The sequence below is a fragment of the Acinetobacter sp. 129952 genome (genome assembly GCF_056642055.1).
This window is the reverse complement of sequence record NZ_JBWVSU010000007.1, coordinates 160,771-176,978: the sequence shown is the minus strand read 5'-3', so window position 1 is coordinate 176,978 and position 16,208 is coordinate 160,771. Positions and strand designations below refer to the sequence as shown.

The 16,208-nt window shown below is 45.3% G+C and carries 18 protein-coding genes; 9 read left to right on the top strand and 9 right to left on the bottom strand.

Translation table 11 applies throughout. From position 1 onward, the window contains the following. Positions 1–117: 117 nt before the first annotated feature. Positions 118–741: a TetR/AcrR family transcriptional regulator gene (locus AC1IR0_RS09990; protein ID WP_409666686.1), complete on the bottom strand. Its 624-nt coding sequence runs from the start codon at positions 739–741 to the stop codon at positions 118–120. A gap of 148 nt (positions 742–889) precedes the next feature. Between AC1IR0_RS09990 and AC1IR0_RS09985 the strand changes: the two genes are divergently transcribed. The 9 genes from AC1IR0_RS09985 (at position 890) to AC1IR0_RS09945 (ending at position 10,409) form a co-directional block, all read left to right on the top strand. Then, positions 890–1,993: an efflux RND transporter periplasmic adaptor subunit gene (locus tag AC1IR0_RS09985; RefSeq protein WP_409654341.1), complete on the top strand. Its 1,104-nt coding sequence runs from the start codon at positions 890–892 to the stop codon at positions 1,991–1,993. Positions 1,994–1,995: 2 nt separating this feature from the next. After that, positions 1,996–5,133 (top strand): efflux RND transporter permease subunit, encoded by a 3,138-nt coding sequence (locus AC1IR0_RS09980; RefSeq protein WP_311204076.1) that lies wholly within the window; start codon positions 1,996–1,998, stop codon positions 5,131–5,133. A 131-nt stretch (positions 5,134–5,264) separates the two neighbouring features. Then, positions 5,265–5,642 carry a hypothetical protein gene (locus AC1IR0_RS09975; protein WP_005245471.1) on the top strand — a complete coding sequence of 126 codons (378 nt, stop codon included), beginning with the start codon at positions 5,265–5,267 and terminating at the stop codon, positions 5,640–5,642. Positions 5,643–5,746: 104 nt separating this feature from the next. Further along, positions 5,747–6,865 carry a molecular chaperone DnaJ gene (dnaJ, locus tag AC1IR0_RS09970; protein WP_005104999.1) on the top strand — a complete coding sequence of 373 codons (1,119 nt, stop codon included), beginning with the start codon at positions 5,747–5,749 and terminating at the stop codon, positions 6,863–6,865. Positions 6,866–7,464: 599 nt separating this feature from the next. Continuing rightward, positions 7,465–7,680, top strand: a complete 216-nt coding sequence (locus AC1IR0_RS09965) for a cold-shock protein (protein ID WP_005105001.1) — start codon at positions 7,465–7,467, stop codon at positions 7,678–7,680. Positions 7,681–7,790: 110 nt separating this feature from the next. After that, entirely contained in the window at positions 7,791–8,018 is a 228-nt protein-coding gene (locus AC1IR0_RS09960) for a hypothetical protein (protein ID WP_004280858.1), read from the top strand. A 69-nt stretch (positions 8,019–8,087) separates the two neighbouring features. Next, on the top strand, positions 8,088–8,285 hold the full coding sequence (locus tag AC1IR0_RS09955) for a hypothetical protein (protein WP_004280859.1): 198 nt from the start codon (positions 8,088–8,090) through the stop codon (positions 8,283–8,285). A 601-nt stretch (positions 8,286–8,886) separates the two neighbouring features. Beyond that, positions 8,887–9,708 (top strand): 4-hydroxy-tetrahydrodipicolinate reductase, encoded by an 822-nt coding sequence (gene dapB / locus AC1IR0_RS09950; RefSeq protein WP_253173250.1) that lies wholly within the window; start codon positions 8,887–8,889, stop codon positions 9,706–9,708. Positions 9,709–9,764: 56 nt separating this feature from the next. Continuing rightward, positions 9,765–10,409 (top strand): START domain-containing protein, encoded by a 645-nt coding sequence (locus AC1IR0_RS09945; protein ID WP_409654334.1) that lies wholly within the window; start codon positions 9,765–9,767, stop codon positions 10,407–10,409. A 48-nt stretch (positions 10,410–10,457) separates the two neighbouring features. Here the strand turns inward: AC1IR0_RS09945 and ahr are convergent, their stop codons facing one another. The 8 genes from ahr to bamJ all read right to left on the bottom strand — a co-directional run bounded on the left by ahr (position 10,458) and on the right by bamJ (position 16,202). Continuing rightward, the gene (gene ahr, locus AC1IR0_RS09940) at positions 10,458–11,486 is read right to left on the bottom strand and encodes an NADPH-dependent aldehyde reductase Ahr (RefSeq protein ID WP_479741373.1); all 1,029 of its coding nucleotides are present in this window, start codon (positions 11,484–11,486) and stop codon (positions 10,458–10,460) included. 4 nt (positions 11,487–11,490) lie between these two features. Beyond that, entirely contained in the window at positions 11,491–12,072 is a 582-nt protein-coding gene (locus AC1IR0_RS09935; protein ID WP_409654328.1) for a DNA-3-methyladenine glycosylase I, read from the bottom strand. Positions 12,073–12,096: 24 nt separating this feature from the next. After that, the gene (locus AC1IR0_RS09930) at positions 12,097–12,342 is read right to left on the bottom strand and encodes a hypothetical protein (protein ID WP_005105012.1); all 246 of its coding nucleotides are present in this window, start codon (positions 12,340–12,342) and stop codon (positions 12,097–12,099) included. A 15-nt stretch (positions 12,343–12,357) separates the two neighbouring features. Beyond that, positions 12,358–12,900, bottom strand: coding sequence for a M23 family metallopeptidase (locus tag AC1IR0_RS09925; protein WP_409654325.1), 543 nt, complete (start codon positions 12,898–12,900; stop codon positions 12,358–12,360). 69 nt (positions 12,901–12,969) lie between these two features. Next, complete coding sequence (gene mutY / locus AC1IR0_RS09920; protein ID WP_409654322.1) at positions 12,970–13,998, bottom strand: A/G-specific adenine glycosylase; 1,029 nt, start codon at positions 13,996–13,998, stop codon at positions 12,970–12,972. A gap of 162 nt (positions 13,999–14,160) precedes the next feature. Continuing rightward, entirely contained in the window at positions 14,161–14,520 is a 360-nt protein-coding gene (locus AC1IR0_RS09915) for an HIT family protein (RefSeq protein ID WP_409654380.1), read from the bottom strand. 93 nt (positions 14,521–14,613) lie between these two features. Further along, positions 14,614–15,348 carry a dienelactone hydrolase family protein gene (locus AC1IR0_RS09910; RefSeq protein ID WP_005264532.1) on the bottom strand — a complete coding sequence of 245 codons (735 nt, stop codon included), beginning with the start codon at positions 15,346–15,348 and terminating at the stop codon, positions 14,614–14,616. A gap of 164 nt (positions 15,349–15,512) precedes the next feature. Continuing rightward, positions 15,513–16,202, bottom strand: a complete 690-nt coding sequence (gene bamJ / locus AC1IR0_RS09905; protein WP_409654319.1) for a BamJ family beta-barrel-assembly machinery protein — start codon at positions 16,200–16,202, stop codon at positions 15,513–15,515. Positions 16,203–16,208 lie beyond the last annotated feature (6 nt).

Below are 16,208 nucleotides of genomic sequence, written 5' to 3'. Positions count from 1 at the left end.
ACCGCGACTGCATGACAATCCAAGTCCCCTAGAGACAAAAGTTGCAGAGCATTGGCTACTTTTTTAGCAACTTTTAGGCCACATACGGTGATCGGTGATCAGTCCGAAAGAAAGGAGTTAATCCGGCAGGGCATATTTCAGCATAAACAGTTCAATGGCCTCGCTAATAATCTGTTGCTGTTCTGCGCTTGAAGGGGGAGGGCTGAGACCCAGCAGGATTTTCTGATGACGGGTTCCCGTCAGCAGGGACACGATCAGCTCGGTCTGTTTTTCTGGAAGATCGACCCGAATAAAGCGGTATTGCTGGGCCAGAGCAAAGAAATCATTCCAGACTGCATCCAGTTTGCTATGCGAGGCCTGATAAAATTGTTCTGCCAGAGGACTTTGCTGCGAGGCCAGTTCCATCAGTAGCAGGTCCAGCTTGATCGCTTCTGGTAAATGAATAATATTTAAAGCGCGCTGACAGGCCTGATAAAACTCCTGCGCAAAGTCACTGCTCGGCTGCAAGAGTTGAGGATGTTCATGCAGAATGGCTTCACAGGTATCCTCAATCGCACAGCTAAACAGGGTCGCCTTATCCTGAAAATGGTTATACACCGTCAGCTTGGTTACACCTGCCTCACGTGCAATCTGGTTCATGCTGGAGGCATGATAGCCATGCGCTAAAAACAGCGCTTTGGCCACGCTGAGTATGCGCTGACGCTTTTCCAGATCCTTGGGTCGTCCTACAGGTATTTGCACAATTTCTTCCAAAAAAAGTCAACACGGTCATTGCTTTGATGATTCAGTTGTAATTAGTGTACCGGGTGGTATATTAATTAAAAAACAAGCAATTCAATATATCAGCATAGTTTGCCCTAAAAAAGATGATCAGATAAGAGCGAATAAGATGAGCAGGATTTACAGCGTATTGGCTGGCATGGTGGTGCTTTGTAGCGTGACCTTAACCGGGTGCAGCAAAGATACTGCTGCAGCAGAACAGGAAGTTCCCTTTGTCATGGTGGCCACACCCACCACTTCACAGCATGAATTAAAAAGTTATGCCGGTGATGTGCAGGCGCGCCAGCAAACGGCGCTGGCCTTTCGGGTCGCTGGGCAGGTGACCCAGCGCTTCGCCGATGTGGGTGACCAGGTCAAAGTCGGGCAAGTCCTGGCAACTCTGGATGTCAAAGATGCCCAGCTGCAGCTGAATGCAGCACGCGCCCAGCTGGAAAGCGCACAGTCTGCCACTAAGATTGCTCAGGATGAATTACAACGTTTCAAGCAGTTATTGCCATCCAATGCCGTGAGCCGCTCACAATATGACGCGATCGAAAACCAGTACAAGACCGCCCTGTCAAATCTGAAGCAGGCACAATCCAACTATGATACCGCTAAAAACCAGACTGCTTATAACCAGCTGATTGCCACCAGAAACGGCGTGATCACTGCGCGCAATATTGAAACTGGTCAGGTGGTTGCTGCCGGGCAGGCGGCGTATGAATTGGCAATTGCCGGTGAGCGTGAAGTGGTGATTGGGGTACCGGAACAGGCTATTTCGGAGATCAAAGTTGGACAGGCAGCTACAGTGACATTATGGTCCAAACCTGAAGAAAAATTTACCGCGTTTGTTCGCGAGATTTCACCGGCAGCGGACCAGTCGCGTACCTTCAGGGTTAAAGTTTCCTTACGTGAAGGCAATGGCCAGATCCAGCTGGGACAAAGTGCCCGGGTATTTTTTCAGCACAGCCGCAATAATATGCTTAGTGTGCCGCTATCCAGTGTCTCGGCAACGGATCAGCAGGCTTATGTCATGGTGGTCCAGCCCGATCATACCTTACGTAAAGTCCCGGTCCAGCTCGGTGCCTATGGCCGGGACAGTGTTCCTGTACTCAGTGGGCTCAAGCCGGAAGACTATGTGGTGATTGGTGGCGTACATCTGCTGCGTAACCAGCAAAAAATCAATCCGATTGATCGTGAAAACCGTCGTGTGACCATTCAGGCAGGGAGTTAAGCATGAACTTTAACCTGTCGGAATGGGCTTTAAAAAATAAAGGTCTGGTGCTGTATTTCATGATCCTGCTCGGTCTGATCGGCATCGTCTCTTATTCCAAACTGTCACAAAGTGAAGATCCACCTTTTACCTTTAAAGTCATGGTGATCCAGACTTACTGGCCGGGTGCCAGTGCCAAAGAAGTATCCCTACAGGTCACTGACCGGATTGAAAAGGAACTGATGACCACGGGACAGTATGACCGCATCATGGCCTATTCGCGTCCGGGTGAATCCATGGTGACTTTTGTTGCCAAGGATTCCCTGGCTTCGAAAGATGTCGCTGATGTCTGGTATAACGTGCGCAAGAAGGTGGGCGATATCCGGCATGAATTGCCACAAGGGGTACAAGGGCCGTTCTTTAATGATGAATTTGGCGACACCTTTGGCAATATTTATGTGCTCAAGGGTAAAGATTTTGACTATGCGACCCTCAAGGAATACGCCGACCGCTTACAGCTGCAACTGCAACGGGTCAAAGATGTTGCCAAAGTTGAGCTGATTGGCCTACAAGACCAGAAAATCTGGATTGAGATTTCCAATACCAAGGCCATTCAGCTGGGCGTTCCAGTCATGGCGATTCAGCAAGCCCTGCAGCAGCAAAATGCCACCACCCAGTCCGGTTTTTTTGAAACCGGTTCAGACCGGATTCAGGTGCGGGTCAGTGGTGCATTAAACAGTGTTGAAGAATTAAGACAGATGCCGCTGCTGGTCAATGGCAAAACCATTCAGCTGGGAGATGTCGCAGAAGTCTATCGAGGCTTTAGTGATCCGGCACAGCCCCGGATGCGCTTTATGGGCGAAAACGGCATTGGTATTGCTGTATCGATGCGCAAGGGTGGGGACATCATTGCCTTGGGTAAAAATCTGGAACAGGAATTCGCCCGCCTGCAAAAAGCTCTGCCACTCGGCATGGAGCTGCAAAAAGTCTCCGATCAGCCGGTGGCAGTCAAACGCAGTATTAACGAATTTATGAAAGTGCTGGCAGAAGCGGTGGTTATCGTATTGCTGGTCAGTTTTTTCTCGCTCGGTTTCCGGACCGGTCTGGTGGTGGCTTTCTCGATTCCGCTGGTGCTGGCCATGACTTTTGCCGGTATGCAGCTGTTTGATGTCGGACTGCATAAAATTTCCCTGGGGGCCCTGATTCTGGCTCTCGGTCTTTTGGTCGATGATGCCATTATCGCCATTGAAATGATGGCGATTAAGATGGAGCAGGGTTATAGCCGTTTACAGGCGGCCGGGCATGCCTGGCGCACCACGGCTTTTCCAATGCTGACAGGCACCCTGATTACCGCTGCCGGTTTCCTGCCGATCGCCACTGCAGCATCGAGTACCGGGGAATATACCCGTTCGATTTTCCAGGTGGTGACCATTGCATTGCTGGTGTCCTGGATTGCCGCGGTACTGTTTGTGCCATATTTAGGCGATAAACTTCTGCCGGATTTCAACAAGGATTTAATTCAGAAAGCGCCGTGGTATCAGCGTCTCTGGGCACGTCTACGCAAACAGCCAGAACCTCAGCCGATTGTGCATCATGCCGGAGAACATTATGACCCTTATCAAACCCGGTTTTATCAGGGCTTTCGCCGTTGGGTCGATGCCTGTGTGACCTATCGTAAAACTGTCATTGTTGCCACGGTCGGAATTTTTATTCTGTCTATTTTAATGTTTAAGCTGGTGCCGCAGCAGTTTTTCCCACCCTCGAACCGGGCTGAAATTCTGGTGGATCTCAAACTTGAAGAAGGTGCTTCACTGAAGGCCACTGAAGCTGCAGTAAAAAAAGTAGAAGCCTTTTTATCGAAACAAGAGGGCATTGATAACTATGTGGCTTATGTCGGGATGGGTTCTCCACGTTTCTATTTACCGCTCGATCAGCAGTTGCCGCAAACCAGTTTTGCCCAGTTTGTGGTGCTGGCATCCTCTTTAGAGGATCGAAATGAAATCCGTAAATCCTTAAGTGACCAGATTCGAAAGTTATTGCCAGAAGTGCGTACCAGGGTGTCCTTGCTGGAAAATGGCCCACCTGTGGGTTATCCACTACAATTCCGGGTGTCGGGTGAAGATCTAGGATTAGTCCGTGAATGGGCGCAGAAAGTTGCAGCCACCGTGGGAGACAATCCGAATACCACCAATGTGCATCTGGACTGGGGCGAGCCGAGTAAAGTCATCAAATTGCAGATTGATCAGGATCGTGCCCGTCAGCTTGGGGTGAGTAGCAGTGAACTGGCCAATGTACTCAACAGCTCGATTTTGGGGGCAGGCATTGATCAGTATCGTGAAAAACGTGAATTGATTGAAATCCGTTTACGTGGTGCTCAGGCTGAACGGGTGGAGGTAGCATCTTTAGCCAGTCTGGCTGTTCCGACTGCGACCGGTACATCAGTACCTTTGGCGCAGCTGGCCAAGATTGAATACAGCTTTGAAGAAGGTCTGATCTGGCATCGGAATCGTTTGCCGACCATTACTGTGCGTGCCGATATTCGTAGCAAGTTGCAGCCCGCTACTGTGGTCAATGAACTCAAAGAGCCACTGGGAAAAATCCGGGCAGAGCTGCCGAATGGCTATCTGCTGCAAGTGGGCGGTACGGTTGAAGAATCTGCTCGCGGGCAGAACTCGGTTAATGCCGGCATGCCTTTATTCCTCGCAGTCGTCATGACTTTATTGATGATTCAGCTCAAGAGCATCTCAAGGGCCTTTATTGTGTTCCTGACTGCACCTTTGGGCATTATCGGAGTGGTGTTATTCCTGTTAATTTTCAATAAACCTTTCGGTTTTGTTGCGATGCTCGGAACGATTGCATTATCGGGAATGATTATGCGCAATTCGCTCATTCTAATTGACCAGATCGAGCAGGATATTCAGGCCGGAGAGTCGCAGTGGGATGCCATCATCAATGCCACGGTACGCCGTTGTCGTCCGATCGTATTGACCGCACTGGCTGCGGTGTTGGCGATGATTCCTTTGTCCCGTAGTATTTTTTTCGGGCCGATGGCAGTGGCGATTATGGGCGGTTTGATTGTAGCAACACTATTAACCCTGTTTTTTCTGCCTGCCCTATATGCACAGTGGTTTAAAGTGAAAAAAAGTTTAAATTCTGTTTAAATTTGTCATAATTTCAGGTGCGAAATTTGGAAATTTTCAATATAGTAGCACCTGAGATTTTTATAATTTAAAAAAATAAGTAATTGCTGCATTGGCCGAGCTGCCAATACGGTAACGAGGTTGAACCGAACATGACTCAAGATACATTAACCAAGATGCGACGTTCCGTAGCGATGGCTTATGTCTTCATGTTTTTGGCCTTATTTACCCTGTTTAGTGGACTATTGGCTTACTGGTTCGCACGTAAAGTCACTCAAGTTGATTATGCTGAAGTCTGGTTACAGGCACAGGCGCTGTGGATCATGCGTAATATCGTGATTTATACCATTTTGGCGATCTTTGCTGCACTGTGGTTTATTCCCCTGTTTTTCTTTGCCTGGGACAGCCAGTTATGGGTCAAAGCCTGTGTGGTGACCGGAGTGATTTTCAGCTTTATTGCTTTTATTTTCCTGATCAATGCCTGGTTTAAAGGCATCCATAAATTCTCTCAAAACAAAGCTGTGTTCTAAAGCGTATAATTTTTTTCATATTTCCCCTTGTAAAACTCGGTTTGACCCCAATTTCAGACCTCAGTTGAATATTAAACAAAATTCCGTGAGGAGCATCGCCAGACATGGCTAAACGTGATTATTATGAGGTTTTGGGCGTCGCTAAAACCGCTAGTGATGATGAAATCAAAAAAGCCTACCGTAAGTTGGCGATGAAATATCATCCAGACCGTAACCCGGACAATGCTGAAGCTGAAGAGAAATTCAAAGAAGCAGCAGAAGCCTATGAAGTGCTCTCTGATGGTGAAAAGCGCAGCATGTACGACCGTATGGGCCATCAGGCCTTTGAAGGTGGTATGGGCGGCGGTGGCGGCTTCGGCGGTGGTTTCAGCGCAGAAGACATTTTTAGCCAGTTCGGTGATATTTTCGGTGGTGCTTTTGGTGGCGGCGGTGGTCGTGGCCAGCAACGCGCACGCCGTGGTTCTGACTTACGCTATGTGATGGAACTGACCCTGGAAGAAGCGGTCAAAGGCGTCAAGAAAACCATTACCTTTACTGCACCGGCACCGTGTGATGCCTGTGATGGTAAGGGTTCAAAAAATCCAAACGATGTAGAAACCTGCCGTACCTGTCATGGTGCTGGTCAAGTGCGCATGCAGCAAGGTTTCTTCTCCGTACAGCAAACTTGTAGTACCTGTCGTGGTCAGGGCAAGATCATCAAGAACCCATGTAATAAATGTCATGGTTCAGGTGTGTCGGATCGTCAGCAAACTCTGGAAGTCACTATTCCTGCGGGTGTGGATAATGGCGACCGCGTTCGCTTGACCGGTAAGGGTGAAGCAATCCGTGATGGTCAGTCAGGTGACTTGTACGTAGAAGTGGTGGTGCGTGAGCATGAAATCTTCCAGCGTGATGGCGCTGACCTGTATATGGATGTGCCGGTATCAATTGCTGATGCAGCCTTAGGTAAGGAAGTTCAGATTCCTACGCTAGATGGCCGTGTTAGTCTGAAAATTCCTGAAGGTACGCAAACAGGTAAACTGTTCCGTTTACGTGGTAAGGGTGTTAAACCGGTACGTACCAGCATGCAAGGTGACTTGCTGTGCCGTATTGTGGTAGAAACTCCAGTGAATTTAAGTGCACGTCAACGTGAACTGTTAAAAGAACTGCAAGAAACCATGGATGGTGAAGATAGCAAATCATCACCAAAGAAAAAATCATTCTTTGATCGTTTGTTTGATTAATTGAGTGAAAGTAAAAAAGGACGCTGAGGCGTCCTTTTTTATTATGTAGATAAGATACTCTAGATTAGAAGATGCTATTTATTGTTTGATAAGTCTCGCTTAAACATAAAAACCGCCTAAAAAGCGGTTTCTATTTTTATATTTGACTATCTAAATAGAAAGTATGAGTCCAAATTTGGAGGGTGATAGATATTTTGTAAGTGAGAAAAAAGCATCATTCCCGAAATTAAAAAGGCCAATATTGTTATTACAGAGCTATATAATCGCATTCATTACTTATCAAATTTAGCAGTACAGCAGATTACTCTTATTTTGTTATCATGACAATGAAAGCTTAATCTTATTGAAATAATTATAAATTTTACTTTTTAATAAATAAAATAAATATATATATAAGAAAACTTGATTAATTAAATTTTTCGTGTATAGTTAACTTAACTAGAAAAAAGTCTTGTTTCGGTAAATCTTCTTTAAGTATCGTAGTTTTAGTCATAATCCTTCGTTTTTTTTCAGATTTTAAGTCTCATTCTTTATTATTTCAAAGTTATAATCAGTCTATAAAATGACTAAAAAATTATTAAAAATTATTAGGATATATTATGTCAAACTCAAATGTTGTTAAAGGTACTGTAAAGTGGTTCAACGAAACTAAAGGTTTTGGTTTTATTCAACAAGAATCAGGTCCAGATGTTTTTGCTCATTTCAGTGAAATTGCGAGTTCAGGTTTTAAAACCTTGCTTGAAGGCCAGCTGGTTGAATTCAGTGTAGCTCAAGGTCAAAAAGGACCGAATGCTGTAAATATTGTTGCTATCTAAGCAAGAATAAACAGTAAAAAAAGCACTTAATAAGTGCTTTTTTTATCGTTCAAATTTAATTTTAAGTTATTTTCCAAATTGGAAAAATCTTTAGAAAAACAGGATTCAAGTTGTTAAAAATAAATGATTTAATTGCAAAATCTAAAAATGGTACTGAAATTATTGTTTCGTTAATTCCTCTCAATAAAATGCAAAATACACGTCAGGGTTTAAAAAGAATTGAAGTGGGTAAAAGAGTTCTTCTTTCATCTGGAGTTGAGGTAGATTTAAACTTAGATGGTCGTACATTCTATACTTCTATAAATCAATTATTTAAGCTAAATCATAAAGTTATTTAAAGATAAAATTCAGAAACATCAATTTTTAGTGGATATTTTGCCACTTTAACTATTATTAAAGGTATAGATATGCTTAAACAAAGTATTAGTGTAAAGGATCAGTTTGGGGCTCAACACGCTATTCAAGCAACAGTCGATCATCATTTTTCTAAAACACAATCTCATTCCAATATAAAACATATCACTGTAGATGGTGAAGATATTCGTCCCAGTTTTGAAATGTGCTTTCAAAGTACCTTAAGTGGAAAAATCTTCAAAATTGTATAGACCAGGCAAATTTTGCTTTAGGTATTATTATTTTTAATAAGTTCCCGAAGAGCTAGAGAATTAATTTGCTCAATCTAAGGACTGATTTTTGTATAAGGCAAAATTGAGTCCTTTTAGTCTCAATAAGACTTAAAATCCTATCTACTCATCAATTCAAAAGTAGATATTCATAATTAAAATTTAGTAAAAGTCTTGCATAAGAATCCCGTTAATCTAACTGAGATTTAAATCATCAAGATTTTGAGCTGACTTAATAATGGCGAGCCTGAACAGGAAAAACTGTATTGGCAAGTCGTCTGTTTAACTTCAAAAATCAGTAATCTCAGTAAATCATTTCAAAATCATAGCGATAAAATTATGAATAAGCTTATTCAAGTTATATGAGCAATTGCTAAAAACTATATGACGAGTCAAGTTGATGTATATCGTATAGCTTTGACGGAAGTGATAGCCTAACTTCTTAAGCTTGATTAAAACTCTTATCAATATCAGTGATTTCGCTCTTTGAGTATTTTCATTGATTTTTATGCAATGCATCTTAGTGTTATTCCGCAGTTTTGCTATAGTAAGAGCAATTTTGGATCAACATCAGGACTATGTTATGTCAGCTACACCACGCATTGGGATCTTAGGTGCAGGCGGTCGTATGGGGCGTATCCTTATTCAGGCTGTGCATGAAGCAGGTTATCAATTGGCGGCTGCAGTAGAACGCCCTGAAAGTACACTATTAGGTGCTGATGCTGGCGAACTTGCCGGAATTGGCGCAACAGGTGTTAAGGTCGTGGGTAGCCTTACCGATGTAGTCAAAGACTGTGATGTCGTGATCGATTTCACTGCGCCAGCAGCGACCGTCAATCATCTTAAAATCTGCCGTGAAGCAGGGGTCGCAATCGTGATTGGTACGACGGGTATGAATGACGAGCAAAAAGCCTATTTGGAGGAATCTGCCACGGAAACTCCTGTAGTTTATGCAGCGAATTATTCAGTGGGTGTGAACGTTTCAATCAAACTGCTTGAACTGGCCTCTAAAGTATTTGGCGATACGGTTGATATCGAAGTGATTGAAGCACATCACCGTCACAAAGTAGATGCGCCATCGGGTACAGCTTTGATGTGGGGTGAGGCGATTGTGGAAACTTTGGGCCGTGACCTGAAAGAAGATGCGGTATATTGCCGTGAAGGTCATACCGGTCCGCGTGAGCGTAAGAGCATTGGTTTCCAGACCATTCGCGGTGGCGATATTGTCGGTGAACATACCGCGATGTTTATTGCCGACGGGGAGCGGGTGGAAATTACCCATAAAGCCACCAATCGCATGAACTTTGCTTCTGGTGCGGTACGTGCTGCGGCTTGGGTCGTAGGCCGTGAAGCGCGTAAATATGATATGAAGGACGTGCTTGGTTTTAACGATATTCAGGTTTAAAACCAAGTCAAAATCATTTATAAAAAAGTATAAAACTAAAATAAGACGAATAAAAAATGCAAAAAATGATTTTCCTGCTCTGTGCAGTGGCGCTTGGTGCCATTGCACAGGCAAAGCCTGTCGGGACGGCTAAACTAAGTATTCATAAAAATAATATCAAGGTCTGGACTTACCAGAATGAACAAAACCCGGTCTTTCTCTATAAAGCTGAAACCACCTATACTGCGCCTGTTGAAAATGCCGTTTCCCTCATTTTGAATGTTGAGCATGCCGTGCAATGGGTTCCCTATATGGGTAGCATCAAGGTCCTGTCCCGCGATGATAAAAAAGGTGACTTTACCCTGTATATGGTGCTGGATTTTCCATTTCCCTTAAAAGACCGTGACCTGATTGTACAGGGCAAGATGATCAAGGAAACCAATGGTCAGATCACCATCAAGAATAAAGCCATCCAAAGTGGCTATCCTTTAAACCCGGATTATGTGCGTTTAACTGATTATCAGGGCGACTGGACTTTTCAGAAACTGGCTAATAATAAGGTCAAGGTTTCAACCTATGGTTATGCCAATCCGGAAGGTTCCATTCCTTTGACCTTCGTAAATATGTTTGTGCAACAGCAGCCTTATCAGATGCTGCAGAAAATGAAGACCGAGCTGGCTAAGCCTGCCAGTATTGCGGTCTTGCCTGAAGCCCTGCAATAAAAAAGACCCAATCGCTGGGTCTTTTTAACACGTGAAAACAGACTGAATTTAAGCTGTAAAATCTGCTTTAAGTACAATCCGGTAACGGGCTTTGCCAGAATGCAGGTGTTCAATCGCCTGATTCAGCTGTGACATCGGGAAGACTTCAATTTGTGGTGCAATATTTTTACGTGCAGCAAATTGGAGTAACTGACGTAATGCCGCCGGCGAACCTGTCGGTGAACCGGTGACTGACTTGGCTCCGCCAATCAGCATGCCAGCCGGAATCTGCATCGGCTCAAGTGGTAAACCCAGCATATGTACAGTGCCGTTTGGTGCCAAAGTTGCCAGATAAGCCTGCCAGTTCAAGGTGACATTGACCGTACTGAGCAATAAATCAAACTTGCCACGCTGGGCTTTTAAGGCAGCCGAATCACGGCTATTGACCACATGGTCAGCGCCCATGGCTTTCAGCTCATCAGTTTTATCCAGATTTGAAGTGAAAGCGGTAATTTCACAGCCCCAGGCTTTCAGCAGCTTGATTGCCATATGCCCTAAACCGCCAATGCCAATTACGCCAACATGATGAATGGCCTGAATCTGATGTTTGAGAATCGGATCGAATACGGTAATTCCGCCACAGAGCAGGGGACCCGCACTTTCAGGGTCAAGATCTTCGGGTAGGGGAATGACCCATTGCCAGCCGGCACGCACTTTATCGGCAAAACCACCGGCATGTCCGACAATGGTCGCCACCTGACTGCCAGTACACAGCACTTGCTGGCCCGAAATACAAGGATCGCAATATTGACAACTTTCCGCTGTCCAGCCGATGCCAACCCGTTGCCCAACTTTCAGGCCTTTGGCTTCTGCACCCAGATGGGTAATGGTGCCGATAATCTCATGTCCTGCTACGACCGGATACACTGAAGAACCCCAGTCATTGTTAATGACTGAAATATCAGAATGACAGAGACCGCAGTATTCCACTTTGACTTCGACCTGATGCGGCTGCAGTTCTCCGGCATCGAATTGATAAGGTTCCAGTTCCGCACCTGCGGACATGGCAGCATAAGCTTGAATAATATTATTCGACATGATTTCAGCTCTTATTTAAATGCGAGGATATTGTTTTAAAGTCACAATGATTTTCATGGTCATCGACCATACCAACGGCCTGCATAAAGGCATAGCAAATGGTGGGTCCGACAAATTTAAAACCAGCCTGTTTGAGTGCTTTAGACATCTTCTGGCTCTCAATGGTTTGAGCAGGCGCCTGACGATAATCCACAACATCATTATTCAATCGCGGTTGCTGGGTAAAAGACCAGAGCCATTCCACCAGATTGATCCCTTGCTGCTGTAGCTTAAGCCATGCTTGGGCATTTTCCCGAATGGCATTGAGTTTGCCGCGATGCCGTATCAGGCTAGCATCTTCAAGTTTTATTTGGAGTTGTTGATCTGTAAGTGAGGCGATAGATTCGATCGAATATTGAAAAAAATGTTTACGATAAGCTTCACGTTTTCTGAGCACGGTAATCCAGGCCAGACCGGCTTGCTGTCCTTCCAGACACAGCATTTCAAACAGGCGATTTTCATTCAGCAGGGCCTGTCCCCATTCCTGATCATGGTAGGCGATATACAGCGGATCATCTGAGCACCAGCCACAGCGTTGCACAGTCATGTGATGCTCCTTGTTTTTATGGTTTTATAATTTAAAAACAGTCCATTGATCTTGCTGATTGTCCCAGTACGACAGTTCCGCCTGATCCAGATCGCTAAATTGAATCCACATGTCTTTACCGGCCTTGTCGGCATAACCGGTACTGATCAGAAGCGCGTCCTCGGTAATTTCCATCACCCAGCCCTGGTGAGTTTGACCGTTCAATACAATTTTTTGTTGATTGCCCGATTCAGCAAATTCCACCAGACGATTGATCAACGCTTCTGACATGTAAATATCCTAAAATTAACGTAAATAGGGATAAGGGTTGACCACACCGCGGCCCTTGCCCTGTAAATAGATTCCATAATGCAGATGGGGAGCAGTATGCCGGGCATTGCCGCTGTTGCCGACATAACCGATCAGCTGGCCTTTTTTGACATAGTCGCCCACTTTTAAGCCACGTTTATGTCCATCCAGATGCGCATAATAATGCCAGGAGCCGCCCGGGCCCAGAATCCAGACTACTTTACCACCCAAATTGTTGTTACGTAAATCTGCAATCAGGCCCTCAGTCGCGCTAAAGACTTCGGTTCCACGTGGAGCCATGATATCAATGCCTTCATGTAAACGTCCGCGACTGCGCGAAGCGCCCCAGGTATCTGATAATTCACGTGCCTGTACGCGTGCCACCGGGATGGGCAGAGAGGACGGCACTCGCATACTTTTCAGTTTTTGCACGACGATAGGATTGAGCTGTACAGCAGGGGGGGGGGGCGGTGTACTGCTACAGGCGGTTAGTAATATGGCAATTAAAGCCACCCAGGTCAAAGCAAGATATTGGCGCACGCTATTCATCCTTAAATATTGGCAATGCTCATTCTGAGCTGATCGGTTTTTTGCTTTGTCCAGACTATGTCATACATTTACCGCAGAGATCAATTTTTTCATCGCTGTTGGCAGACCGCAATCAATGGCTGTCTCTGGACGCATCCAGTTGCCTTGCAGTTCAATCGCCAGATGTTCCTGCTGATCCTGATCCACTGCAAAAACGATTGCTTCAAGCTGCCAGGTGAAGTGGGTGAAACTATGGCTGATCTGGACTTTTTTGAGGATATTTTTCAGGCCAAGTTGCTGGCATTGCTGTTCAAATTCATGTGCATTTTCAATAATCGGCAGACACCAGAGACCGCCCCACAGACCGCTATTGGGGCGTTGTTGCCAAAGCCAATCTGTACCAGATTGGATCAGCAAGACCTGAGCAGAGCGTACCGGAACCGGTTTTTTGGCCTTCTTGAAAGGCAATTCATTTTCTAGTCCTTGCTGATGTGCCTTGCAATGCTGCTGCATTGGACAATACAGACACAAAGGCTTTTTCGGCGTACAAACGGTCGCGCCCAGATCCATAATCGCTTGGGTATAGTCATGATTGCGTTCGATAGGACAGAGCTGTTCCGCCAGTTGCCAGAGGGCACGCTCATACACGGGTTTGGACAGATCATCCTCAATCGCAAAGAAACGTGACAATACCCGTTTGACATTACCATCCATGATTACGCCATATTGACGTAAACCGAGTGACATCAGCGCGCCAGCGGTAGAACGGCCAATGCCGGGCAAGGCCATCCATTCTTCCAGGGTTTGAGGGAACTGCTGCTGTGCGGTTACGATGCCGGCAGCTTTATGCAGATTGCGGGCGCGGGCATAATAGCCGAGACCTGCCCAGTAAGGTGCAACCTCATCCCATGAGGCTTGACCTAAATCCTGAACAGTCGGAAAACGCTGGATGAATCGTTCGAAATATTGCAGTACAGTTTTGACCTGGGTTTGCTGCAACATGATTTCAGAGACCCAGACTTTATAGGGGTCATCTGTCACCTGCCAAGGTAAGTCATGACGACCATGCACATCAAACCATTCCAACAGGGCATCTGAAAATACGAACATGAACACATAGCAACCGAATAAGCAGCAGCTAGTATAGCGGAATCAGCAGGGTGGGAATGTGAAAAGTGAGATAAAAACGTAGATGTTCATCGAGCTTGATAGAACTTAGCTTTCATAAAAATAAATGCTCCGGAGAGCATTTATTTTTGATCAAAAATCCGGTTAATCGTTAATTCCCCAGCGCTCATCCAGCTTCAAGGTCTTGCCTGCATAACGCGGAATAATATGAATATGCAGATGTTCAACCTTTTCCTGAAATACTTCACCATCAATAAAACCGACATGAAAACCGGCAGGCTGGTAGCGTAATTGCAGTTCATTGCGTGCCTGTTCCAATAAAGACATCAAACTTTTACGTTCTTTGTCAGTCACTTCAAAAAATGAGGCCACATGCCGCAATGGAATGATCACACAATGACCTTCGGACAATAAATTTGGTTCAGGCAACACCACACCATAATCATTTTTGGCAATGACATCATATTCGTCAAAATTGCAGTAGGGGCAGTTGGTTTCAGCCATCATACACATTCTCCTCTGGTAGGATTTATCTTCTTTTCTTCATGAAGTATCTAAAATATTCAGCCTGTGAACAAGCCGGATAGTTGTTTCTATTTATGCCAAATGGCAGTCTAGCAAGGCATACATTGCTGCCAGACCTTTTTGTTCCGCTTCTGCATTGTAACCAAGATCCACACCATTGGCTTTGGCCCGTTCATCCGCAAGCGGGTTGCTAAAGCCATGTTTGGCATTTTCAAAAACAATCACTTCATGCTCGACTTTGGCAGCATGCATTTCCTCACGGAAACTGGCGACATCATCCAGGGTTACCATGCTGTCTAGTTCACCATGTAGCACCAGGATTTCCGCCTGTACCTGACCTTCCTGAGCAGGTGCTTTTGGCGACAGAATGGCATGGAAAGTCGCCACCGCTTTTAAAGGTGCATTAGAACGTGCCAGATCCAATACGACTTTGCCGCCGTAGCAGAAACCAATCGCTGCAAGCTTATCAGCATTGACTTCATCCTGTGCTGCCAGGGCATTCAAGGCTGCTGTTGCACGGTTAACGATAGTGTCAGGATCTTCAAAAGTCTGCATCATCCACTGATGAGCCTGATCAGAATTGGTCGTGACTTTTTTATCACCATACATGTCCATGGCCAAGGCCGCATAGCCATGTTCTGCAAGTTCACGGGCACGCTGTTCGGTATATTCATTCCGACCCCACCATTCGGGTGCGACCAGTACACCGGCAACAGGGGTATCTGTTTCTGGGGCGGCAAAATAACCAATTAATGGGCTGCCATCCTGCGCAGTATAATGAATTTCGCGAGTCTTGATTGCTGCCATGCTGACGTCCTCTATTGTTGTTGAATTGCTTGATTAAAACATAACATAGCAAAACTGATCGGAATGTGACATGAAAACCTGCGATTTAAGGATACTTAAGCCCATAAAAAAAGAGAGGCCAATATAGAACCTCTCCGATTTTAGATCTGGAAAAATAGGACTTATTATTTAGTAATTTCCAGTAATTCCACATCAAAAATTAAAGTACTGTTCGGTTCAATTACATCCCCTGAACCAATCTGTCCATAGGCCAGTCCAGCTGGAATGAAGAAACGATATTTGGCACCTTCTTTCATCAGTTGTAAACCTTCGGTCCAACCGGTAATGACCTGAGTGGTACGAAACACCACAGGTTGATTGCGGGCAATCGAGCTGTCAAAAACCGTACCATCGATCAAACGGCCTTCATAATGTACGCGAACATTACTATTTGCACTCGGCGATTTACCTTTGCCTTTCTGAAGAATCTGATATTGCAGTCCTGATTTGGTGGTTTTTATCCCCGGTTTTTTTGCATTTTCAGCCAGAAAAGCCTGACCAATTTTGGCATTTTCATCAGCCTGCTTTTTCAGGGTAATCAGCTCTTTGGCTTCAGCCTGACGCTTAAACTGGGTCAAGACCCGCGCCATATCTTCCTCGCTTAAAGTCGCCTGTTGACCAGCTGCTGCCGCTTTTAAACCGGCGCTGAAGGCATCCAGATCAATGCCTTGTAAGGAGTCTGCATTACTTTTCCCCATCAGATAACCAAAGCTGTAGCCGACCTGTTCGGCTTCCGGGCTTTTATTGGTGACGTCTTTTGCAAACAGACTGCCAGAACTCAGCAGTAAAACCATTAAACTTGTTTGTATTTTCATGATTAA